Genomic DNA, 23,861 nt, shown 5'->3' with positions numbered 1-23,861 from the left:
AAAGGACCATAGTCACTTGTTAGCCATTTCTTGGAGCTGCGCCAGTCCCTCTTTACCGATATCCCCGAGCGAGCGAGTGTTTGAACAGGAACTAATTTCTGGAATTGAACCAGTTTTCCCAAAAACTACATACTTGTATCCTACCACCATGTGAGACGCACACATATCTTCGGAAAACAATGTATTTTTGACAGTTTTGGTATCCGCTACGCCTTTAATTTTTTCTAATACAACTAATTCGTTTGTGACTACGCCATTTTCACCAAGCCTTGAAGACTGAACCTGACCGAGATAAACATAGTCAGACTCCAAATATCTCTCCTCAAGCGGAGCATCTACGCAGTAGCAACCGAACGCCAACTGAGCTTTAAACAGCAATAAAAATATTATGAGTATCTTCATTCTAAGACAACCTTATGGCTAACGATTGAGTTGTGGGGCCGCCGAGCGAAGCGAGGGAACTAACGCGCAGCGTTAGCAGTCCCTACCAACGACTTGTTATATTTCACAGAGTTTTTGAACCAACTTACTCCCTTTGCCCTCATACTTTTCATTAATCATCATAGGCAGACTATTTTCACCTAACTCAAGTTTAATGCCGATAATTAGCTTTTGTGATGTTTCAAGAAGAGAGATAAGTGTCTCTGAATCAATATTGTGTTTTATAATTTTACCATTAAATGGATAAACTTCTCTGCTGTTATGAGCTACTTTTGAGTTCCGGTAATCTTTGAGATCAAGCTTTTCGAAAAGCTCTCCTGTTTGTAACTTCAACTCTTCCAATGAATCAGTAAGAACCTCTTTGTATTTTGACACAAGAGAGTACTGAGAAAGCTGTTCTTTCCCCTCATACAGCCTTGAGATTGAAATCAAAATTTCATCGTGCATTGACCGTTGGATAATTGCGAAAACTTCACTTGCTGTATTTGTCAAAGTTTCGACAGAGTGTTTGTCAATGAAAAGCTCTAAATAAGTTTGAACAACTCTCCTGATTCGTGTCGTTTCATATACAAACCAATCTAAATCAGACATCTCAGACTCCGATTGCTGAAGAAATATAACGCTCTGCGCACAGGCGAGCGAAACGTAGTGTAGCGAGTCCAGCCCGCGCTTTTTGCGGGCGATTGTGCCGTAGTTTGTTATAAGCTTTTGCCACGATGCTTCTTCCTTAACGCTCTAGCACTAACTGGCTTTAGTGGGCAGTATTTTGCAAAAATAAACTCAGCTAAAAACGGACCCGCTAGTAGTAAGGAGCCAAAAACCAGTAAACTTTCAAATCTCAACCCCAAGGAAATAGCAAAGACAGGTATAAACGCCCATCCGAATGCTATTACCCTCTTAGATAAGGCTGTATATTCATACTGGAAAAAGCATTTATCACAATGCATTCTACTTGAGAAAGATAACATCTTTACCTTTACAGTTTTTCCATTACATTTTGGGCATTTTCTCAACATGACTTATAACGTCTGCCGCACAGGCGAGCAACTTGTTGCGAGTCCAGCGCACGAAGTGCGCGATTGTGCCGGCACTTGTTAACTGTTGATGCAAATAAATGCATCGTTCTCATGGTAAAAATTAATTGCAGCAACCAGCTCCTCTATAGATTCAATAGGTGATTGTGATTGCAAGTTGTCTTTAATCCCCTGGAGATCCTGAATGCCAAGATAGTACTGATATTGCCTTTCAGTCGCATACAGAGGCTCATCTTCAGAATCTCTCTCGATCTCATCATCGTCACTTAACACCAATGCCATTGACTCTAAAGAACTAATGCCGCCGCTAGAGAGGTAAAGCTGATGATCCCAAGGTAGCTCATCTAAGCTTTTTAATATTTCTATTAGTGAGGTTTCTAATATCATGACTTTACAGTTAACGCCCAGCACACGGGCGGCCGAAACAGAGCGAAGCGGCGTGTAGGCCGTCCAGCCCGGCCTTTTTTGCAGGGCGTTCGTGCTGCTGCTTGTTATGTTTTTGATTTAGCGGCAATAACCTTACCTAAAACAACTAAGCCAGCCCCTAAAATTAATGTAGCCAATACATAGTTTTGGCCACCCTCTGTAGCTACAACTTTATAGTAAGTGTGACTATCCTCGCCTGTAAAGAAATTACTTATTGTTATCCAAAAATCTACCGGCAAGAAATTGCTCATAAAAGCCAACCCTGAATATGCAATAAATATCCAACCAAACCTTACACACCACTTAGAGATCTTTTTCATGTATTACACATAACGCCTCAATAACCCGCAGCTGAAACGCAGCGAAGCGGAGTGTAAGCTGTCGGGCGCCGAAGGCGCGTAGTTAATTGATTTGTTAAATGTAAGACCACCATGCACCTATGATAAGTAGAATTATTATTGCCGCTTGGATTTTATTGGCTTTACTTTGTTCAGCTTTGGCTTCAGGTGTATCAGTCACTCCTACGTAATGATCGAACCCCCCTTCATCAAGATCTTCGTTGAAGATGATGAGCCCATTAATCAAAACAGCGATCATTACCAGTAACATTGCTGTTAGCCAGTAGAATCCCGTGAAGTACTGGATACCCAAACCAAATAGAAGGCAAAAAGTAATCAGTATTGCTGCGGGCTTTAGGTCAATGCCATTCATCTTCGAGTACATTTAACGTTGCCAGCAGGGGCAGCCGAAGCGGAGCGTAGGCTGTCCAGCCCGGCCATCGGCTGGGCGATCTTGCCTGGCCTGGTTATAGCTGGCGAGTACTGAACGACCTATATACTCTCTGCGAGCCACCTTTGGCTGGCCACTCCCCGATAAATCTACAGGGAAAATATCATACTTTCCCAACCGAATCCCCTTGCTTAATGGCACTCCACGAAAGTGCAGCGAATTTGCAGTATAAAGCTCAAGCATTGTACAGAGATCATAATCACACCGGCTCAATTTCAAAAATCAGCTACTTCTCATCAGCCCGCTTTCGTTTCTCAACCAGCATTTCTTGCTGCTTTTGAAGCGCGACAATTTCTTTTTTCTTTACACTGACTGAAAAGTACGCAACAGAGATAATTGATAAAGCTCCAAGTGCAACCCTATAGATTCTTTTGGAGTCATTAATTTCTAGAACAAGCCATAAAAAAATACTGAGAAATGGAATCACTAAAAAAGCAATAGATATCAAAATAACCAAATTGAGCACCACCTAAAATACAATATAACGAAAATAGATATGCGGAACCGTTAAGAAAGTTGGCAGTGCCTTTGCGCAAGCAAAGGGAATGACAACTTTTAGGTTTCCGCATCATCGGGTTGTTATTTGTTGCTCGTGGTACTCTGTACAAATTCACTACAAATACCTTTCTTCTTATTGTCTACCACGATTCGGAAAGAGAAATTAGCAGCACTAGGTTCGCGGCCTTGCTTCGAAGTGGCTGCGCCGTCCGCATCAACTTCGTTATGCGAGCGTCGCTGAAGCTTCGAAGCTTACACGAAGGTCGAACCGTTGACTATGGGCTTTTCCGCCAACACTGTTTATTTATACAGCACGCTAACAATCACCTGCTATTCTTAATTGAACCCCTACAAAACTGGAGCGAGCGACCAATAACATTTATATAGTGATCATCACGACCACTATTATCTTGATTACTATTTCAGATGCAAATTCCCGCCATGGCTCTAACTTCCCCTCAAAAATCAACTAGATACAATCAAGTGGCACCATCTTCACAAATGGAAAAATGGTCATCATGACCACTATCACAGATTTCTCGCCGCATCCAACCCGTTGATTTCATTAGGCTTTCATCATCAATCTACAAATACTCAGAAATAACGGTCACGACGATCGAAATCTCTGTTCTGTTTTGGTCATGAATTGGAGGTAGGTTTCAAATTTGAAGTTATTGAACGCTGGAACTATTAACTGGCACTCAAGCAGGGGGCCATTTCTTAGCTCCCGACTTTGAACTCTCAGCTTTATTTCCAGTAAAGAAAAACCCCTTGCCCAATTAACGATCTCAGAGCAAGGGGTTTTAATGTATTAGTATTTATATTAAGCCGTTAGGCAATTCGCCCTGCACGCAGCCATTCAGATACGCAGAAAGCCAGCTCCAGCACTTGGTCGGCATTCAGTCTTGGGTCGCATTGGGTGCGATAGCAGCTGGCAAGATCCGCTTCGGAAATTTTCCAGGCGCCACCGGTGCACTCGGTAACATGTTCACCGGTCATTTCCAGGTGAATACCGCCGGGGTGACTGCCTTCGGACCAATGTACCGAGAAGAAGTCGCGGATCTCTCGTAAAACTTTATCGAAATCGCGGGTTTTGTAGCCATTGCCAGCTTTTACCGTGTTGCCATGCATGGGGTCGGTACTCCAGACCACAGAGCGCCCCTCTGCTTGCACTGCACGCACCAGTGCGGGCAGCTTATCGGCGAGGATATCTGCTCCCATACGGGTAATTAAGGTAAGGCGGCCAGCTTCATTCTCAGGATTGAGCTTATCGATCAAGCGCAGCAGCTCATCAGGCTGCATATTGGGGCCGACTTTTACGCCGATAGGATTGCAAACCCCGGAGAGGAATTCCACATGGGCACCATCCAGCTGGCGAGTTCGCTCCCCAATCCAGAGCATATGCGCAGAACAGTCATACCATTTACCGGTGAGGCTATCGGTGCGAGTGAGCGCCTGCTCGTATTCCAGTAATAGTGCTTCGTGTGAAGTGTAAAGCACCGTCTCTCGAATTGCGGGAGTATTTTCTGAGGTAACGCCGCACACCGCCATAAATTCCAGCGCTTCTTGCAGGCGCTCGGCTAAGAGTGCGTATTTTTCACGCTGCGGATTGTTCTTAAGAAAGCTCAGGTTCCAACCGTGCACCTGGTGTAAATCAGCCAGGCCGCCCTGGGCGAAGGCGCGCAGCAGGTTGAGAGTCGCCGCCGACTGGTTATAGGCAGTGACCATACGCTGAGGATCTGGCTGGCGAGCTTCCGCAGTAAAGTCGATACCGTTGATAATATCTCCACGGTAACTTGGCAGCTCAACACCATTAATTGTTTCAGTATCGGCAGATCGGGGCTTGGCATACTGGCCTGCCATCCGAGCCACTTTTACTACGGGTAAATTACCTGCAAACGTCAGTACTACAGCCATTTGCAGCAGCACTTTAAATGTATCGCGAATGCGGTTTGCGTTGAAATCGGCAAAAGATTCGGCACAGTCGCCGCCCTGTAACAAAAACGCCTTACCCTCCGCTACCAGGGCCAATTGACGGCGCAGTTCACGCGCTTCGGCAGCAAATACCAAAGGTGGGTGGCCAGCTAACTGTTTGGCAACCTGGGCAACATCATCGGTAGAGGTGTATTTGGGCTGTTGGTGTGCGGTGAAGTTTCGCCAGCTCTGCGGGGTCCAGATTTGGGTGGGGGATTCAGACACTGGGACTCCTAGCTCAACTTCCATCTTTCACTCTTACTTCTTTGGGTAAAACTTAAGGGTGAGCAATACGCTCACCCCCAAATGTGCCGAATTTACAGCACGCTGGCAACTGCCTTGCAGAAGTATTCCATATTGTTGGAGCTCAAACCGGCAATACTGATGCGGCTGGAGTCCACCATATAGATGGAATAGTCCTTCTGCAGCTGCTGCACCTGCTCTGGACTAATGCCCAGGAAGGAGAACATGCCTTTCTGCTGGCGTATAAAGCCGAAATCACCAGCAGCTCCGGCAGCGGCCAAGCCTTCTACCAAACCGGCGCGTAGCCCGTTGATACGTTCACGCATCTCGGTCAATTCCGCTTCCCAGTTCGCTTTAAGGCCTGCATCTGTAAGGATAGATTCCACAATCGCTGCACCGTGGGAAGGTGGCATGGAATAGTTCCCACGAATGGCACTCAGCATCTGGCTATGGCCTTTATCAGCGCTCTCACCGTTGGCATAGATCACCATCGCCAGGCCTACACGCTCACGGTAGAGGCCGAAGTTTTTAGAACAGGAGGCTGCCACTAACATCTCGGGCACAGATTCAGCCATCAGGCGCAGACCATAGGCATCGTCTTCCAAGCTTTCGCCAAAGCCCTGGTAGGCCATATCGATAAATGGGGTGAAGCCCTGTTTTTGCGCCATTTCAGCCAGTACTTTCCACTGCTCGCGAGAAAGATCCGCACCACAGGGGTTGTGGCAGCAGGCGTGGAACAGAACCACATCACCCTCACCCACGTTCTTTAGGGTCTCCACCATTTTGTCGAACTGCAAGCTGCTGGTAGCGCGGTCGTAATAAGGGTAACTCTTGATGTTGAGGCCAGCGTTACCAAGAAGCGGAACATGGTTCGCCCAGGTAGGATCGCTCACCCAAACCGTGGCCCCAGCCTTGGCGCGATTGATCAGCTCTGCCAGAGCGCGCAGGGCTCCACATCCACCGGGGGTTTGCGCTGAGCGCACTCGGCCTCCAATCATGGCCGGATGGCCAGCGCCCAGTATCAGCTCCTGCATCACCGAATTGAACCCTGGGGTACCCGCAGGGCCAATATAGGCTTTGGTTTCCTCGCTTTGCAGTAAGCGAGTCTCTGCCTCTTTTACCGCCTGTAAAACGGCAGTGTGGCCGGCCTCATCCTTGTAGACCCCTACCCCAAGGTCAATTTTGCTGGGGTTTTCATCCGCACGGTAGCTGGCCAGCAGGCCGAGAATTGGGTCTGGCGGTAGGCTGCTTAAATGCTCAAACATTTGAAAACTCCTTTATTTATCCTATTTATTGGTCTATCAAGCCGCGCTCGGACCACTCCTTAGCGCGAACCATCAGTTTTTCGATAATGCCATCCAGTTGCTCCCGCTCCTCAGAGGAGAGCGAGGCAATCAAATCATTTTCATACTGCTGCGCGAGCGGCACTATGCGCGCATACACCTCACTCCCCAGCTCAGACAGGTTCAACACCTGACGACGGCGATCCGCAGGGTCTTCACTGCGAGTGATGTAATCATTCTTAAGTAGAGAGGAAACAGCGCGGCTAATGGCCACTTTATCCATGGCTGTCTGCTCCACCAGCTCAGCGGCGGAAAGATCGGGAAAGCGCCCGAGAATGGCCATCACCCGCCAGGCGGGAATGGTGAGATGGAAGCGCGCACCATACGCTTGAGAGATGGCGTTACTCACGCGGTTCGAGAGCACCGAAAGGCGATATGGCAAGAACTTCTCCAGGCGCAACTCATCCTGCTTTACCGCCGCATCCGGCGAATTGTGGTCATTGGTCATGGCTGCTCTCACACCTGCCTATCTTCGAACCCCGGTTGTACCAGATGTCCAATTTAACTAACATTGGTTTCAATTGTAACCACTGCGCGCGCGAATGTTGCGCAGCAACATCCTGGAGCACCGGACAAAATTGGTCGCACAGTATAGGGTTTTCAGCGCCATTTTTGTTACCAGTCTGCCGGTTAAACGCAAAAAACATGCGTGGCAGTCCATCGAGTTGATCAATGTTCCGCCAGCCGCCCTGCGAGCAAGATGCGAGGCCGCCCATGAACAAGTGGATTCGCTTTCCCCGCGTTGAAGGGAAGACCAGCCGACAGGCCCATGCAGATTTCCCGGCCAATACCTTTGAGAGGGAAATGGGCAAGGAGGGCTTTTTTGGCCCCTGTACGCATTTCTACCATAGCCATCCCCCCACAGGCTGGAGCCAATTCACAGGCCCACTGCGACCACACGCCTTCGATAGCACCAAACTGCAACATTCAGGCGATAGCCCCTGGGACCAGAAACCCCTTCTGCGCAATGAAAATAGCTTGGTGGGCCTATGGATTTGCCGGGAACCCATGGACCATTTAATACGCAATGCCGATGGCGACCAACTTCTCTTCGTCCATAACGGCAGTGGGAAGCTGTTCTGTGATTTTGGCCGGCTGAGTATCCGCGATGGTGACTATATACTCCTACCGCGCGGGACCATGTGGAGACTCTCCCCCACCGAAAACGAGCCCCTGGAATTACTGCTGATCGAGGCAAGCGGTGGGCATTTCCAGCTCCCAGAGAAGGGGGTTCTCGGCCCCAATGCTATCTTTGACGAGGCAATCCTGGATGTGCCGAGCATCGACGAAGCCTTTCTCGCCCAACAGGGAGACACCCAGTGGCAGGTAGTGGTGAAGGCACGCCAACAACTCTCCAAGATCACCTACCCATTTAACCCGCTAGATGCCACTGGTTGGACCGGTGACAACCTCGCTGTAAGAATCAACTGGAGAGATATTCGCCCAGTAATGAGTCATCGCTACCATCTGCCCCCCTCTGCGCACACCACTTTTGTGGGCCCGGGCTTTGTCGTAGCCACTTTTGTGCCGCGCCCCATTGAGAGTGATCCCGGCGCTCTAAAAGTGCCGTTTTTTCACAGTAATGACGATTACGATGAGCTTATCTTTTACCACCGTGGTAATTTTTTCAGCCGAGATAATATTCACCCCGGCATGCTCACATTGCACCCCATGGGATTCACCCACGGGCCCCATCCAAAGGCATTTGCCACCGGCGCAAAACATGCTCGCAAGGCAACCGATGAAGTGGCGGTCATGATCGATAGCCGCACCCCATGGGATATACTGCCGGATGCCGAGGCGATAGAGTTTGAGGATTACGTGAACTCCTGGAAAACGCCACAGTAACAGGGGAAAGAATTAATAAATAAATCGGCAGCTTTCCCAGCCGCCACCATAATGACTGACAATAAAGGAAAGAGAATGGACCTTTACGGATACTTCCGCTCCTCCGCAAGCTACCGAGTGCGTATTGGGCTTAATTTAAAAGGCCTGAGCTATAACTATCTCCCAGTCAATCTAGTGAAAGGCGATCAACACAGCGAGGAGTATCGCCAGCTAAACCCCCAGGGGCTTCTGCCAACGCTCAATGACGGGGACATCAGCCTCACTCAATCTATGGCTATTTTGGAGTGGTTGGAAGAAACTCACCCAGAGCCAGCGCTCTTACCCAAAGATGCCGAGGCCCGCGCCCATGTTCGAGCCCTGGCACAAAGCATTGCCAGTGATATCCAACCCCTGCAAAACCTCCGCGTGCTCAAATATCTGATTTCTGAATTCAAAGTGACTGAAGAGCAGAAAATTCAGTGGATTCAGCACTGGATTCACTTGGGATTTGCCGCCCTGGAGAAGCAGCTAGAACCCGCGCCTTTTGCCGCTGGTGACACCCCCGGGCTTTTTGAGTGCTGCTTACTGCCGCAGGTGTATAACGCCGAGCGTTTTGGTATGGATATGAATCAGTACCCCAAAATACAAAAGATCACCCAGGCCTGTAACGAATTAACGGCCTTTATTGATGCTCACCCCGAAAAACAGCCCGATAGCACTGTATAGTCTATTTAAATAAACCAGAGCCCGGCTTCTCCGGGCTTTGGCTTGCATGAATATCCAGTCATAACATTCTTAACAAAACTCAACTGTTATCCCAGCCTTTACACTTGCCCACCACAGCGCGCAGTGGTTAATATTCTGCACATAAGCAATAAAATATAACCACCGCAGTATCTATCACTGAGATCAAAAAATGCAGCCTGAGAAAGCAACTTCTGCAAGAGAGAAGGAAGCCATCGAGCATGTAAGAAAGCTCAAAGGCTTTTACCAACACCTAATTACTTATTTGATAGTGATTGCTGGACTTTTAATAGCTAATTTAACCCTCACCCCAGAGTACCTTTGGTCTCTCTGGGCAGCCCTTGGTTGGGGCATCGGAATCGCCTCCCACGCTTTGAGAACTTTTAAACCTTTTACATTGTTTGGGCCTGAGTGGGAGAAAAAGCAGGTAGAGAAAAGATTAAAAAAGAAGCCTTAAGTCAAGACACAGCCTTACCACTTCAAGCCTGGTTACACTCTCCTCCGTGTACACCTTTGTAAAAGATCTACAAACCATTTCAATCAGTGCAGGCGCTCTTTATTTATTAACGCCTCGAGAGAGCAGGCTTGCTAAATTTAACCCACTAGTCGCTGAAGAATCCAAACGCACAGTCTGTGCTCTAGAATAATGCTTTTAAATAAAAATCGAAAATCATGGTCAACCTCATAAAAATATAACACCATATTAGATGTCATATCATTTTCACACACCCATACTAATATTGCCGCCCTATCAGTTAGGGCAACCTTATAATAACAGTCAAAATGGATATCCTTATGCCAAATAAAGTTAGTTTTTCATTTTTATTTCCCCTACTCTTATTTTTTTGTGCAAGCCCACAAGCAAGCATCGCTTCTACACCGCAATTAACAGCGGAGCCCCCTCAAGATGATCACCGTATCGACCAACTCTACTACCTCCAACCTCACAACAGTTATGAGCGCCTTGCAACTGAAGAAACTCTTACGGATTGGCTGGATAAGGGCTTTCGCTCGTTGGAGCTGGATGTCGTTGACCACGGTCCCTGGCAGGGCAGTAATCATGGGCCCTATGTAGCCCACGGCCAGAGTGATATCGGCAATCATATGTGTCGTAGTAATGGTGACAATGATCGACTGGTTCATTGCCTTGACGACATCAAGGCATGGCTTGATAACAACGAACTCAATGCACCGCTAATGCTATATATTGATATGAAGCCAGACAGTAATTGGTTCGCTGCCTGGTATGCCGATGAGATCTATGTGTTGGATCAATATATCAAGCAACACTTAGGCGATTTGCAATTCAGCTACCAGGACTTACTAGCACATCTACAGGCAAGCTCCCCCTCCTCCAACTATCGAAACACCCTAAAGAATATAGGTTGGCCTACTTTGGGCGAGCTGCAATCGCAGAATAAGAAAGTCCTGGTCATGTTTACCGGTGGCCAGAGTGGCAACGTCAATAATCGTATGGAATCGGCACTGGATAACTACCCATTACATGCCTTCCTCTGCCCTGATGTAGATACTGCCGATCCTGAAGAGTTTTCTGGCAATATCGACTCCATGGATTCCAGCAGCTCCCAGAAGATATTTTGCGGTAATGTAAAAGCCGGTGATCACTACCAAATAACAGCCAATGAAGCGGCCAACAGTAAACAATTGATGCATTTATGGAGCAGCTCTGGCGACTTCAGCAATACAGATTTTGGCTATTCCTATATCGCTGTTGCACACGGCGCTAGCGCTATTGGCATGGACCCAAATACCGTCAATGACACGCCCAGCTATACCGGCCAAGCTATTCCCTTTGTCGGTGTGCGAAAAAGCCTACCTGGTTATTTTCGTATCCAGTCCATTCAAAACCCAAATCTCTGTATGAATGTTTCTCAAGGCTATGGCAATGGCTCCAACCTGACCTTGGCCAACTGCAACTCGAGCAACGAACAGCAGTTTGTCTACACCGCTGAGGGACAGTTAAGACCTAAAGGCAACAATAAATACTGTGTCGACTACAACTCAGGTTCTGCAGACAATGGTGATAAAATGCACCTGTGGGATTGCGATGGTGGCAATTCAGAAAAATGGCAGGTACAGGAAAGCGGTATTATTCAAAATCGCGACAAAGATTGGCAATACTGTATTGATACACCAGGGGCAAGTGCCGATAATGGAGAACAACTTCAAATTTATAAGTGCAACAGTAGTGACACTGGTCAGAAATTTTCCCTGAATGCTGTGAATGAATGGAAACAAACAAGCTTTTAAGTATTACTTTTTATTCAGACTCTCAGGAGTCAAGTATAAAGAAGAGTATTGTTGCAGTTAGTAAAGGCGTCGGTCTTAAGATTGATCAAAGATCGACAGCCTTACCGTATAAATGCCTATTAACCCTGGTATGCAGAAATTTCTTAACATACCCAATTAAATCAGTAGTTAGTTCAGTTCGCCAGCTTCACACTGCCTCCAGTCACCGAAGGTGCCATCACCTGCAGCTATCCGGCTTTCATAGGTAAAGATAAGCTCCGAAATATCCTTAATGAAAATGGAGAAGTGGAAGCCTTACCTTCCATACCAATACAAGGTGTAGTCGGCATTCAAGTTTGGAAATTAAGAAATTCATAAGTTCAGACTAGCTGTCCTCGTATAGGAATTCTTACTCAAGTAAGCCCTCCTATATGAAGGGCTCGTTTAGTTTGAGTGCAAAAATCCAACCCAGAGAGAGATTCTTCATAATCAATTAAGGCACCCCACCACATCAAGTTGAGGTGCCCATTTCGTATTGCTTAATGAATGATCAAGTTATGTACAGTAAACATCTCCCATATGTCAAGATTCTTGCGATTTGCATTTGCACCACCGTTTTCTTCAGCAACAATATAGTTACCATGTCGGACATTGAACAAGGAGATCCGATCACCATCCTCCAAACAGCCTGTTCTGTCCGTATGATTAATTAATTTAAATGTTTCCCAGCTATATCTGGCAGAAACGGCTACATCAAGTGCTCCCCATTCTTGGGCACCATAATAATAACCATCGGTGGTTTGCAGCCACACATCGTCACCATTGACAAAGCAGCCCTGCTGGTTGCTATTACCGCTGAGAATAATAGTCTCATGGCTTCCGATTGTTGAAGCATTGGCATTGACTGTTTGCCCACTACCACCATTATTAGTTGCGGTCAAATATTTACCATGGTGGCCCCTTAAAGCAATTTTCATAGATTTAACCGCGGGTTTACCAATAGCTATATAACCCACTACGGCTTTCAGATTTTCTCCTTTTTCTTTGTGGGCCTCTTGCACCATTAAACTAATGTCAAAAGAACCTGTTTGTTTATCCTTGATACGAGTACCAATTGTTTCATTCATATTCTTGCCTTGCACTTGGCTCACTAGGAGGTAATCCTGTAAATCAATACCTACGGTTTGAAACTCAGGGGTACCAGTTAGATTATCTCCCAGCAATACAGCATTCACATGAATTTCAGCGCCATTAGCTGTTGTATAAGTGCCCGCTTCCATCACCACATAATGCAGAGTTTCAGGCAAGTGAACACCATCATTCCATGAAAATTCTGCTACCCGAACCTCAAAACTATTGGAGGTTATATTGCGAATTTCAGTCGTAATAGGGTCGGGACCGGCGATACCAATGACAGAAGTGAATACCACAGGGTTGGTATAGCTAAAATCCAGCTGAACTGTGGTCCACTCATGGTCTACGGCATAGACTTTATCCGCTTCCCCTCCAACAAAACGTCGATTCTGAAAATGCACCACATCGATTTGCTCACCGCCGTGGTCAGTTTCAGTATCCAAAGATTGCTCCTCCACATTCAGCAGAAAGCACTCGCCGTTAGCGTCTTCCGATATTCGTGAAATAATTGGATCAGAACCATGGTAGCTCACATTTTGATGTAGAAGAATATCATTGGAGCTTTCACAGTTACCTTGGCCTGTAGGAGTCAAATTACTAGTTACATCATTTACCTGGTAACCGCGCACAGATGCCGTTTCTATGGTAGATGAGCTATTGGCACCCGCCAGATTCCACATTTCCTGATCGGTTAAATCATCGACATTGGCTTCCCAGCTGTAACCCAGTGTTTTTCCGTCTACCTCAAGAGTAGTTTCCCATACATGTCGCTTTTCTGCCCAACTCCAATGCCACTTGCTCTGGATCTTGGCTTGTGAAACTGTGAATATAAAATTACTAAAATCTCCATGAGTCTGAGTATTACCAACAACGGTTGCCCAAACCTGCTCATCGTCATTGCAGCTGTAAATCTGTATAGTTTTTCCGTGATCTATAAAGGTTTTTGTATCCTGGCAATGACGATAGACAGCTACGTAACCTTCCCCTTCTCTTGCAAATAACCAGTTATTGAAGCTGGATGTTTCATCAAACTTATCAGCTGGCCAAGTTAAATTAACTGATTCCGTAACAAAGTCATCAATCGGTAGAAAATCCGTGGCGTTACCTACGCCATCCATAAAGCGCAACTCCATAGCCGGCTTGTACAATACCAGAGCCACATTCTTGTTTTGCTTAATATAGGGCAAGTTCGTATTCATCATATTCTGGCCACCAGCTTTCCAACCACCATTTCCCGCTCCTGAACGCGTGGTAACCTGAAGCGTGCCGGTTGTGGCAACCCAAGGCTGTTGTTGCCAACCGGCATTGCCCGCATGGTAATCTTGGTAAGAGCTCAACTGCACTACACCATGGCGATAGAGATCCAAGGTTTTTTCTGAAATTACAGAACTGGTAGTAAAAGGCGCACTGGTCTCCGTAAGCAGGACTCCAGACATATCAACCAAATCGTCTGCTAGATTAGATTCCACGATAATATCTTCAAAGAAGAAATTTAATCCGGCAACAGGCGTCAGGTAGTATTCCAACATTTCATCAGTCAGTTCAGGATGAGCATAGGCACCAGCAGATTGGGAAAAAATAATCTTATCTTGCAAATCTAGACCTGCCCATACCGAATCCACCTCAGTGATGGGGTGGCCTGAGTAATAGCTGATATTGACCTCGCCATTTAGTTTTTCCAGACGATTATAAGCAACACTGCTAGCATCAAGGCTAGTCATGGCAAATATATCTATATGGTTACCAGCGGTAAATGCCTGTGGACCCATGCCGGTGACTAAAGCCATATACTCTGAGAAGCTATTTTTCATAGTGTTTACTCCTCCATAACTCCCCCCATAGGACCTTGAATCTGCAGCCGTTGCAGCGCCAAGATCATTTGTCACCATAGCTATATCATTGAGAAATATTAATGCGACCTCCCCGGCTAGCTCCTTAATCTCCTGATCCTTGGCATAGTCGTAAAGATTTAATAGCGCGGATATCGAAAATCCACTATAGGTATTTGAAGTAGACTCATAAACACCATAACGTTTTTTAACTTCTAAATAACGTATAAGGCGCTCTTTGATTTTCTGTGGCCCGCCCCCAATATTCCATCCCTCCATTTCCCATAACAACCAGCTAGTGGAAAGCCACATAAGCACATGATTTTCAGAGGTATACACACGTACTCGCTCGGTGTCTTCGTCCTGCCAATAAGGGAGCTTATTAATTTCATTTAGAATCAAGTCATCGTACTCATCACTCTCCGCCAACACACGAATATATAGAATCAACTGCATGTCTGGATTTTTATAAGCATGCTTACCCGGAGTGAAAAGTTCTGTTAATCGCTGAGCCAATGCTGCCCTATCCAAGGGCAAACCGAGATAAGCCCTGAGAACCATGTGGTCATTATTTGGCTCCTCTCTCGCTGAATCGAAAACTCGCTCTATATAGGCCGCCTGGCGCTCACGGAAGGCTGCTAGATAGGCTGGGTATGATCCAGTATCGTAGTCTGCTAAAGTCCACGGCTGTGCGCCATCTTCAGAGTTTCGGGGCCCCGTGCTAAACCAATCAGATATATCGACATCAAGACCAAAATAGTTTAGTGCGGTAACTGAGTTATCAGCTACCCCAAAGAAAAAATCAAGTGACCCCTCAACTGAATTTGTCAGGCCATCATATAGCCATTCACCAGTGTCTACTAAGAATCCTACAGAGGCAGTTGCGGCATCTTCTACTGTAGTGACTACATCTTCGATAGTTTCTTCAGCACTCTCTTCAACTTTATCCCAGATTTCAGCAATCCAGCTTGTGAAATTATCCCATATGCCTGCATGAGCGTATGTTGGCATGATTAAGCTAGATAGGAGCATGATATACACGATATACAGGCCGGCTCTCTTAAAATTCATAACTAAATCCAAAATTTAATTTTTTTGATAAAAGGATATGCCGAGCAAGATCTCCCACCCTTAACACAAAATTAAAACAATCAATGGCAATGTTAATTACCAATAAAGCAATACATTCCCCAAAAAATAAACTCTAAACTCAGATGCAAAGGATATAAAAACTAAAGAGACCCTAAATGGCGCAAAAATGATATTAATTTAATCCGACCAGCTCAAACCTCACAAACAAAACAGAAAATAAATAATTTCATCCTACTATTAAAAATAATATTGGTACAAAAGCAACAATATACATAAAAATAAAACGGATTGAATCTTTTAAAGTAAGAAACTGACGATAGATTATTGTTTCAAATTTCACAACAACCGGTTTCTAATTAACGAACAATAAATCAACCTGTCAGGAATTCATCTGCAGACTTGCGCCATTAAATAGAATTAAACTTATTAAAAGCGACATTAGAAAGATTGAAGATCAAGGAGGTCCGCTCATAATTCCGCAATGTCTTTACGGGTCGCAAAGGCTGCAAATGGTAGTCATCGGAATGGTCGCAGCCCTTTACAAAATTTACAAAACAATAGCTGCGGGCTTTATAATTCGAATTGCGGGGATAACAAAGTGACTTATTATCTAGGTTTCAAGTTTAAGATCTAATAAAATAACCGAAAGGAATCACTTCTTAGCAACCCGGCAACTTTGAGGCTTTGTAGCTTTTTATAATACTTAAATGGATGATAATGATACGAAAAATTATCTACTTCCGAACAGAAAGAAAATACCAAGCTGTCGTAAATCAATTTCAGGAAATTCCGGCCGGGATGAGCTCTTTCTAAAGAAATAATTTTTCCTTGAAATCAGGCAGGTTTGTATGTAGCAGCCTTATCCCAGAGGACAGGTCTTGAAGGCTACAGTTATTAGGTCTTGCTAGGCAATGTCCACCCACAAGAGTTGCGCTTAACATCTGTAACCTTCAAGTTAAGAAATTACTCAGAAACGTTTTAAAGGAGATCACTCCACTTTAGGTACATCGTGATTCCTCCTATGCTAATGAACTGCGCTTACTGGCTAAGCTACTGCCTTTTTTGCAACTTATAAATAAATTTATCCGCCAGAGAATAAACCGAGGACGGATTCGCTCCAGTGACCAGCTCTCTGTCTTCGATTACTTGCGACATTGAGGGTACACGAAAATTACTTACTTTAAGGCCAGCCTCTCTTGCTTTTTCTGCAACGTAATACTCTAGGCGACTGCCTTTTAAATAAAGAAAGTTCTCAAGAATTAACTCTTCAGACTTGTTACCCAGTGTAATGTTGTATCCTTTGTAAATGAAGTTATTTTTTTGTTCTTCACTTAAGGGGATAAATGGATTATAGATACCTTCCATTGCTGTCAACAACACTATCGGAGCATGGCAAATTATAGCAGTCGGCTTTTGGGTTTCATGGAAATATGTTAAGATACTACCCAGCTCTTCGCTAAACAGAAGATCTATTTTTGGCGCATGACCTCCCGGGATATAGATTCCATCATATTTTTCTAAAGATTTTGATTGTGTCAATGACTCCAGCGAGAGCAAAGGTTTTTCAGTAAGTTGCTGCTGCTCCATTATGTATTCAACATCATCTAGAAAAGCAGATACTTCGTCATTTGCGTAACGATTAGCAAACTTGAGCCTACCGAAATATTTCGTTGCTGTAGCGATATCTTTTAAGCGCTCCTCCTCGGCTTTTATCTTAGGGTTTAAAGCATACTGAGGCCAATTTGATACCACTGATGCTTTATAAAAATACATTTGCAAGCCAAAACCATCAATTACAGGAGTTTTCCCTTTTGGTGTGGCAATATCAAATTCATACCCATTAGCTTCCAGCTGCCTCAAGGTTTCTGATAGCTCACTCACAAAATACCCAGATTCGACTACACCACCATTTCTTAGGGTCAAATGGTCAGCTGCTGAAACGACAACAAGCACTTTTCCATTGCTAGCATAGGCATTTAAACTTAAAAGAACAGCCACGAAGATATATAATATTTTTTTCAAAATAAAATCCAACTATTTATTATTGAGGTTAGAAAACCTATTTATTTTAGGTTGCGCCCCACAAAAGCGAATTGCACCTATCTAGAATAGGCTATTGGCAGTTAGGAAATCCATACCAGGTACTATATTAGCGTGCAAATTTACTAGGGGCAGCCTGTTTGATTATGCTTTATTAGCAGCAGTGTCGATAATGGCCTTTTCGATGGACATATCCGTATTTCCCTTCCATTAACTCATTAGTCGTATTTAAAATCTGCTTATAAAGCACCTAATTATTACTTATCGTAACATCAAGGAAGGCGGGCTCTTGGCTTTTTCTACCAGAATGATCCACCGCAATGACTTTATAGCGGTAGTTTTTCCCCAACTCTAAATCTGAATCTGAATCTTTGTATGAAGGTTCTCGTGTTTTTAAAAGCAAGTCGTCATCACGTGATAACTCGTAATGGAGCACACCACCATTTTCAATAGTGTGATTCCAGGAGAGAAACACTTGCATTCCATCTATCCTATATTTAAAGCCACTAACCTTAGCGGGTGGAGGATGATCTCCATACTTGCAAGGTACAATATCTCTGCCTAAGCCATCAGTACACTGATCAATATTTTTGTCGGTTTTACCTGATGCATTCCAATTTTTTGCTATTCCGCCAGTGCACATATTATCTGCACAAAAAGGCATATCATAATTGAGGCAAGTTCTGCAGTTTTCAAACCCAAAATTATCTACAAAAGGCAACACAGACTTATCGACTGCGGGGAAATAATTACAGACTGCGACATGTGCGCCATCATTATATGCAGGATTATCAACACCATTGATCCTATCACACTCTTGAACCGCACATCCAACATAACGAGTTTCCCCATAGCAAACTTGAGCCCAGTGCCCACAGGTGTCATCGTGACATTGCCCAGTCTCCCAATTATAAGCATAGCTCTCATCATACCAAGCCTGAACTGCTCCAGCCCATTGCTCGCCATCATATTGAGATGCTGGGGGGTTGATAAAATAAATGGCTACATTCTCACCAATTTCAACGTAACCCTCGGGCAACACAAAAGATACTTCACTTTTTACTTTATCAAAAGAATCTCTAATACCTGCAGAGTCGCCTAGATGTCCATAGAAGCAGGCCGATGCCCGCTCCTTCGCCATCTTAGCCAAGGCATCATCCCAAAAAAGAGTTTGCATATTTCCGGCAGTTTTAGGTCCTTCTCCTTCTCCAGATTGACCACTGGCACACCGCTGACGAAAATGATTATGCCTATCGAGCATTGCCCGTTTTTGATCCAGTGAAAGCTCAAAAGAGCCAGACCCATTGGGGTCTTTAGTTACTATAGAAAATGTAACAGATTGTTGAGCACCATCTGTTAACTGGAAATTAATAGTATCTTTTACTGAGTCACCACTTTTTATACTATCCGCCTTATCATTAAGGATATATTCCCAATCACCACTACTGGCAATGTTAAAATTACCATAAGTGCTTTCTATATTTTTCTCTGAAAAGCTCGGCGCATTACCATCCACATCATGCAGCGACAAAATGCCATTGGCACTTTCCCTGCTCCCTACAATTAATGTCGCCAGGGGCGAGTCTGGTTCGAAAGTATAGGCATCATCAGCACCTGTTACTTCGATAACAATCACTGTAAAGTTATCTCCAGCTCCCACAGCAATTGAAAACTCATCTGTAGCAAGCTCATTAGCACCTAGTGGATCGGAAAGATTACTATCCAAAGTATATGTCCAGGTGCCATCTGAGAGAACTTGCAGGCGACCGTATTTCCCCCACTCATTAACTTCCTCAAAAATTCTATTTGGGTTTGTACTATCAATCAGTATGCCAGTAGCAGACTTTACATTATCTTCACTAACGTAACCTTCCCCACCACTAATGACCCCATGATTTGGGTCTGGATCTGAGCCTGGATCTGAGCCTGGATCTGAGCCTGGATCTGAGCCTGGATCTGAGCCTGGACCTGGGTTGGGCCCAGCATTACCACCATTGTTAGTTACCTCTGGATTATTGTTTTTGCTGTCACTAGAACCACCACCGCTACAGGCAACTATGAAAACGGACAAAACAGTAACCATAAGAAGCTTAGAGAGCTTGTTCATATTGTTCTCTACAGATTCAATCACACTTATTTTGGAACAAAATTATAAGAACATTCTTTTTCTATTTTGTGAACTAGGTTAAACATTATTGTTTCTATATTGAGTACCTGGAGTTTCCAAATTGCGAACAATTGACTTTTTCCTTTTTTAGGCATCATTTATCAACTATTGGGAGCCAAGTAAGGATTTCTTAGTTTTGACTCATTACAAGTAGCCCTACAGTAAGTAGTCCTCGCAACACATATCTTTGCGGGCCGATCAGACTCACTAAAAAACTTAAGTAATTTATCGAGCTTAAACCGGCTTCATTTTTAACATTAAAAATCTATTAGCATTGAATTAAGAGCCTCTAGCAATAGATAAGGACCCGAGCCAGGTTAAGGTAATTATCGAGTAAAGTGGGGGTGAGAATTTTTCAAGTACTAATACACAAAATACATAGGATCTCGGCACTGTTTAATTAGGAGGCAGTAAACTAATACCATCTGATCCAGTGTATCCTCTTGATTTATATCAATCACCATCTCATATTAATTGAAACAATCTCACAAGTGACACGTCAACAATATTCAGCTTACCAACCTAAGAAATTAGTGGGCACTAATCGCATTTATAGATATAGTGCTTAAAAGGACCAGAAAAGGGATAAAGATGTACGAGGTAGTACTTTTTTTGCATTTGCTAGGTGCAACTATTTGGACTGGGGGGCATCTGGTGCTGGCATGTACAATCCTCCCTTCCGCCCTAAGAAGTCAGGATATTGAATTTATCTCAAGGTTCGAAAGCAGCTATGAAAAAATTGGCATCCCTGCCCTTCTTGTACAGATTATTTCTGGCATCTATCTAGCTTTCAATCTCTTGCCCGATATATCCCAGTGGTTTAACTTCTCGAATCCGGTTTCGAGACTTATTTCATATAAGCTAATCATATTGGGCTGTACATTCCTTCTTGCTATTGACGCAAGACTCAGGATTATTCCGCATCTTTCCACCAGAAACCTAAAACCTCTCGCTTATCATATAATTCCAGTAACACTTCTCTCCGCTCTATTCGTTTACGTAGGAATTTCCTTCAGAACAGGCTGGCTATATTAAACTATCATTTATTGGCTCAGCAACTGACCCACTACCCGGCGTTAGTACAGTTAATCACTTACTTATTGGAACTCCACAGAATAAAAGCTTAACTAGTTAATGAGGGCTGCTTAACAGCAGCCCTAACACTCAATCAATTAGACATGCAAATATTGAATTTTAGATTAATTAAAATCAAAGTAACGAATTAAAAAACTTCTTCTAAATGCTTTAAAAAGGGTACCACGGTTTGATCTCTCACAGCTGGGTACATATCTCGATCAATAGTAATATGATCCAAATTGACCCAACTTTGAGCATACCAACCTAGATTGATATCTTCTGCTGCATAGACAAAAGAGTGCACCCCTGTAAATTCGATAACTTCGTCACCGCCTGCCAGTTGACGGATGTATAAATTGTCTTTATAGGGGAACTGAGCATTGAGATCAGTATAGTAGCTCAAATAAGTTGAGTTTTCGGGGTTGCGAAAAAAAGAAGAAGTTACTCCCATTTCATTCTGATCCCATTTACAGACTCCATCAAAACTATGAACAATAGTTCGAATGCTACGAAAGTCCGGATCATTACGCAGAGCCTTTGCCAAGCGCATTGCTAAACAGCCCCCTCTGGATGATCCCGCCAAGTAGATGGTTTCTAGGTTTGATACATAAGCTTTTGACTTTAACCAATTAAGGTAGGCACTTTCTATACGCGATTTCTCACTACTATTCACCATATAGTTAAATTGTGCATCAAAAGCTACGGCAAAGAAGGTGTCATCTGCTGGAAAATACTCTGAATCTAAAACCTGCCGGGCAAGCGAGCGGCCATCTATGCTTCTAGAACAGGATTCTTCTGAGATACCACAGTTTCTTTTAAAGTTATCCCCTTGTCCTGTTACCGCACTTTCAGAACCGTATCCCGGAGGCTGTTGCCCAGCTGCAATAAACACCAAATTTCGCACATCTTCTCGTTCTGGCTGCCGCACTCTTGCAATCTGAGTGTATAATTGATGAGTATTACTGACACCTTCTTGCTCCCAAGCTAGATACTCAGATTGAGTAGCTTGCTGGGTACACCAAAAGTTTTGACAGTAGCGGACACGCTCCAAGCTCACCGATAAATCTGATTTTGGCTCAAATGCCTTAGCCTGAATAGAGCCCAAAAGGAACACCCAGCAAGCTAAAAGCCTTATTATTTGATTATTCATTTTTCACCATTTTCAATATGATCATTCTTATATTTAGAAGGTAAAACCCTCCATTCAATCAAATAAACTAACCCCTTATCTGACCGCAGATGATTTTAACAGACGAAAAGTCGCCAAACAGAGAAACCAAAAAAAAACAAATCTTAAATTTTCAAATAAGAAAAGATCAAATCCAAGACAAAAAAACACAACAACAGGAAAGGCCTAAACAACAAATTGATAAGCAGTCAACAGTAATTTCCAACACTTAAACCGCCCTTAAATTAGCCGAAACAACTAAAATATCATCGACTTATTTAGGAAAACATGATCGCCGACCAACCCTTCAGAACACCTGAACATCATGTAAATTATTATATTTTTTACCCGATCTCAAGAAGAAAGCAAAAGCAGTGGACCGCGCCACGACAGGTAACGCCACACGACCTTTCATGCTTTAATTTCGATCGTAACATACAGCACGAACATCTTAATTGATAGCAAGGTAGTGTAATGGGCGTTAACTCGTACATCATTACTGAAAACTGAATCTAGTTGCACTATGCCCAAGTAACCCCAGCTGGCAACTCATAGCAACTATATTCCAAGTGTATCACTCTGCGACGCCTAGGGAATAAAGCTCTATCTGAAGCATGAAGAATATGAGGATACATAATTAGTGCAGAACCGGATTTTGCCTCACAGGCAACTGGATTATGTTCTTTAACATATTGATATATTTCATCTTTCTTCAAAATTCCATGTTGATGGCTGCCAGGAATAAGCTTTAAGCAGCCATTATTAGTATCAGTGTCATCCAGATGAATACGGATCGTAATCATTTGCTTAAGAACATGTAGTGGAGGCTGCACATGGTGAACGCTATCCTTAACACTCCAGGGGCCCCATCCAGACTTAGTAAATTTTGAAGAGACCGCTACAGTCTTATCCTGATGCCAAGTAACAAGCCAGTTACATTTTTCATTTTTATCAAATAGGATACCCCTTACCAATCGAGGGCGCTGAATTAAGTACTTCTGCGCTAAATTTACAATCAGGTCCGATGTAGCCAAGGCCGCTATAGAGCTATACTTTTTCTCTACATTGCGTATGCCTCCCGTCCCCCTAGCGAGCTTTAAATCTGCAAACTCATTTTGAAGAACCTCAAGCGGGCCTTCCGGAAAGATGTCATTAATTAAGGAATAACCTTTTTCCAAATCGATCATTATTTAATAACCACAAAAAAGAGTCCAGATTTTATGTACAGCGCACCCAATGAGCGAAATATTACCGACCAGAAAGTGTTTTCTAGCTGGAATTTTTATTTCCGGAAACTTTCGTTTAGGCTTTCCCCATTTACGCATAGACACTATCCGTATTTTGTGGTTTAGATTCATAAGATCATCTTTGTCAGCTCATAATACATGAGGAATTGTTCCACGCTTCATATTACCTACCCAGCAATACACTCCTTAATAGCATATGGCACGGACGCTGCTGCACTTAGAACACCAAAGCAACTGCAAGCCAGGTCAGGGCTGGGAAAAAGTGCTCTATGTCACACTTTTAACGTGGAATCCGTGCTAAATTCAGCCCATTCAAGTCGAGGTCAGCTTGATTGATTGCCGAGCCGTTTTACGGTGGCTTTCGCGCTGTAAGGTAGTAACAACTCAATCTATATTGATGTATGCCCAGTAGAACTCAATACCCATCAGCAGATAATAAGCAGTATGCCCTCCACAACAAAAAGTAAATATTTACTTACAAATTACACCTTAATGTAAATGTAAGAATGTGACGTTATGTCGAGCAATCCCAGCAATT

At 44.0% G+C, this 23,861-nt stretch carries 19 protein-coding genes; 5 read left to right on the top strand and 14 right to left on the bottom strand.

Going from position 1 to position 23,861, the window contains the following annotated elements:
• Positions 1-12: 12 nt before the first annotated feature.
• The 9 genes from ACJJIB_RS09300 to ACJJIB_RS09260 form a co-directional block, all read right to left on the bottom strand.
• On the bottom strand, positions 13-402 hold the full coding sequence (locus ACJJIB_RS09300) for a netrin-like domain-containing protein (RefSeq protein WP_444888652.1): 390 nt from the start codon (positions 400-402) through the stop codon (positions 13-15).
• Between the two features lie 96 nt (positions 403-498).
• The gene (locus ACJJIB_RS09295) at positions 499-1,032 is read right to left on the bottom strand and encodes an AbiU2 domain-containing protein (protein ID WP_444888651.1); all 534 of its coding nucleotides are present in this window, start codon (positions 1,030-1,032) and stop codon (positions 499-501) included.
• Positions 1,033-1,535: 503 nt separating this feature from the next.
• Complete coding sequence (locus tag ACJJIB_RS09290; protein WP_444888650.1) at positions 1,536-1,862, bottom strand: DUF7716 domain-containing protein; 327 nt, start codon at positions 1,860-1,862, stop codon at positions 1,536-1,538.
• 104 nt (positions 1,863-1,966) lie between these two features.
• A complete protein-coding gene (locus tag ACJJIB_RS09285; RefSeq protein WP_444888649.1) occupies positions 1,967-2,221 on the bottom strand; it encodes a hypothetical protein in 255 nt (84 codons plus the stop codon).
• Between the two features lie 94 nt (positions 2,222-2,315).
• The gene (locus tag ACJJIB_RS09280) at positions 2,316-2,612 is read right to left on the bottom strand and encodes a hypothetical protein (protein ID WP_444888648.1); all 297 of its coding nucleotides are present in this window, start codon (positions 2,610-2,612) and stop codon (positions 2,316-2,318) included.
• A gap of 304 nt (positions 2,613-2,916) precedes the next feature.
• Positions 2,917-3,147 carry a hypothetical protein gene (locus ACJJIB_RS09275; RefSeq protein WP_444888647.1) on the bottom strand — a complete coding sequence of 77 codons (231 nt, stop codon included), beginning with the start codon at positions 3,145-3,147 and terminating at the stop codon, positions 2,917-2,919.
• An 872-nt stretch (positions 3,148-4,019) separates the two neighbouring features.
• A complete protein-coding gene (locus tag ACJJIB_RS09270; protein WP_444888646.1) occupies positions 4,020-5,411 on the bottom strand; it encodes a class II 3-deoxy-7-phosphoheptulonate synthase in 1,392 nt (463 codons plus the stop codon).
• 68 nt (positions 5,412-5,479) lie between these two features.
• The gene (locus ACJJIB_RS09265) at positions 5,480-6,670 is read right to left on the bottom strand and encodes an amino acid aminotransferase (protein ID WP_444888645.1); all 1,191 of its coding nucleotides are present in this window, start codon (positions 6,668-6,670) and stop codon (positions 5,480-5,482) included.
• Between the two features lie 25 nt (positions 6,671-6,695).
• The gene (locus ACJJIB_RS09260) at positions 6,696-7,196 is read right to left on the bottom strand and encodes a MarR family winged helix-turn-helix transcriptional regulator (RefSeq protein ID WP_252085438.1); all 501 of its coding nucleotides are present in this window, start codon (positions 7,194-7,196) and stop codon (positions 6,696-6,698) included.
• Between the two features lie 266 nt (positions 7,197-7,462).
• On the opposite strand from ACJJIB_RS09260, the gene ACJJIB_RS09255 reads away from it, so the two are divergent.
• The 4 genes from ACJJIB_RS09255 (at position 7,463) to ACJJIB_RS09240 (ending at position 11,590) form a co-directional block, all read left to right on the top strand.
• Positions 7,463-8,596: a homogentisate 1,2-dioxygenase gene (locus ACJJIB_RS09255; RefSeq protein ID WP_444888644.1), complete on the top strand. Its 1,134-nt coding sequence runs from the start codon at positions 7,463-7,465 to the stop codon at positions 8,594-8,596.
• 75 nt (positions 8,597-8,671) lie between these two features.
• Positions 8,672-9,301: a maleylacetoacetate isomerase gene (gene maiA / locus ACJJIB_RS09250; RefSeq protein ID WP_444888643.1), complete on the top strand. Its 630-nt coding sequence runs from the start codon at positions 8,672-8,674 to the stop codon at positions 9,299-9,301.
• Positions 9,302-9,491: 190 nt separating this feature from the next.
• Entirely contained in the window at positions 9,492-9,776 is a 285-nt protein-coding gene (locus tag ACJJIB_RS09245; RefSeq protein WP_444888642.1) for a 2TM domain-containing protein, read from the top strand.
• A gap of 338 nt (positions 9,777-10,114) precedes the next feature.
• Complete coding sequence (locus tag ACJJIB_RS09240) at positions 10,115-11,590, top strand: ricin-type beta-trefoil lectin domain protein (protein ID WP_444888641.1); 1,476 nt, start codon at positions 10,115-10,117, stop codon at positions 11,588-11,590.
• A 518-nt stretch (positions 11,591-12,108) separates the two neighbouring features.
• Here the strand turns inward: ACJJIB_RS09240 and ACJJIB_RS09235 are convergent.
• The 3 genes from ACJJIB_RS09235 to ACJJIB_RS09225 form a co-directional block, all read right to left on the bottom strand.
• Complete coding sequence (locus tag ACJJIB_RS09235; RefSeq protein ID WP_444888640.1) at positions 12,109-15,603, bottom strand: fascin domain-containing protein; 3,495 nt, start codon at positions 15,601-15,603, stop codon at positions 12,109-12,111.
• 1,071 nt (positions 15,604-16,674) lie between these two features.
• A complete protein-coding gene (locus ACJJIB_RS09230) occupies positions 16,675-17,646 on the bottom strand; it encodes a DJ-1/PfpI family protein (RefSeq protein WP_444888639.1) in 972 nt (323 codons plus the stop codon).
• Positions 17,647-17,914: 268 nt separating this feature from the next.
• Complete coding sequence (locus tag ACJJIB_RS09225; protein ID WP_444888638.1) at positions 17,915-19,771, bottom strand: VCBS domain-containing protein; 1,857 nt, start codon at positions 19,769-19,771, stop codon at positions 17,915-17,917.
• 651 nt (positions 19,772-20,422) lie between these two features.
• Here ACJJIB_RS09225 and ACJJIB_RS09220 point away from each other — a divergent pair.
• The gene (locus ACJJIB_RS09220) at positions 20,423-20,866 is read left to right on the top strand and encodes a CopD family protein (protein ID WP_444888637.1); all 444 of its coding nucleotides are present in this window, start codon (positions 20,423-20,425) and stop codon (positions 20,864-20,866) included.
• Between the two features lie 187 nt (positions 20,867-21,053).
• Here the strand turns inward: ACJJIB_RS09220 and ACJJIB_RS09215 are convergent, their stop codons facing one another.
• Positions 21,054-22,058, bottom strand: a complete 1,005-nt coding sequence (locus ACJJIB_RS09215; protein ID WP_444888636.1) for a hypothetical protein — start codon at positions 22,056-22,058, stop codon at positions 21,054-21,056.
• 539 nt (positions 22,059-22,597) lie between these two features.
• Complete coding sequence (locus tag ACJJIB_RS09210; RefSeq protein ID WP_444888635.1) at positions 22,598-23,263, bottom strand: phytanoyl-CoA dioxygenase family protein; 666 nt, start codon at positions 23,261-23,263, stop codon at positions 22,598-22,600.
• Positions 23,264-23,861 lie beyond the last annotated feature (598 nt).

Source organism: Microbulbifer mixtoriginis (SeqCode) (assembly GCF_052467705.1).
Note: the sequence above shows the minus strand (reverse complement) of the source record. Positions and strands in the feature narration are given on the sequence as shown.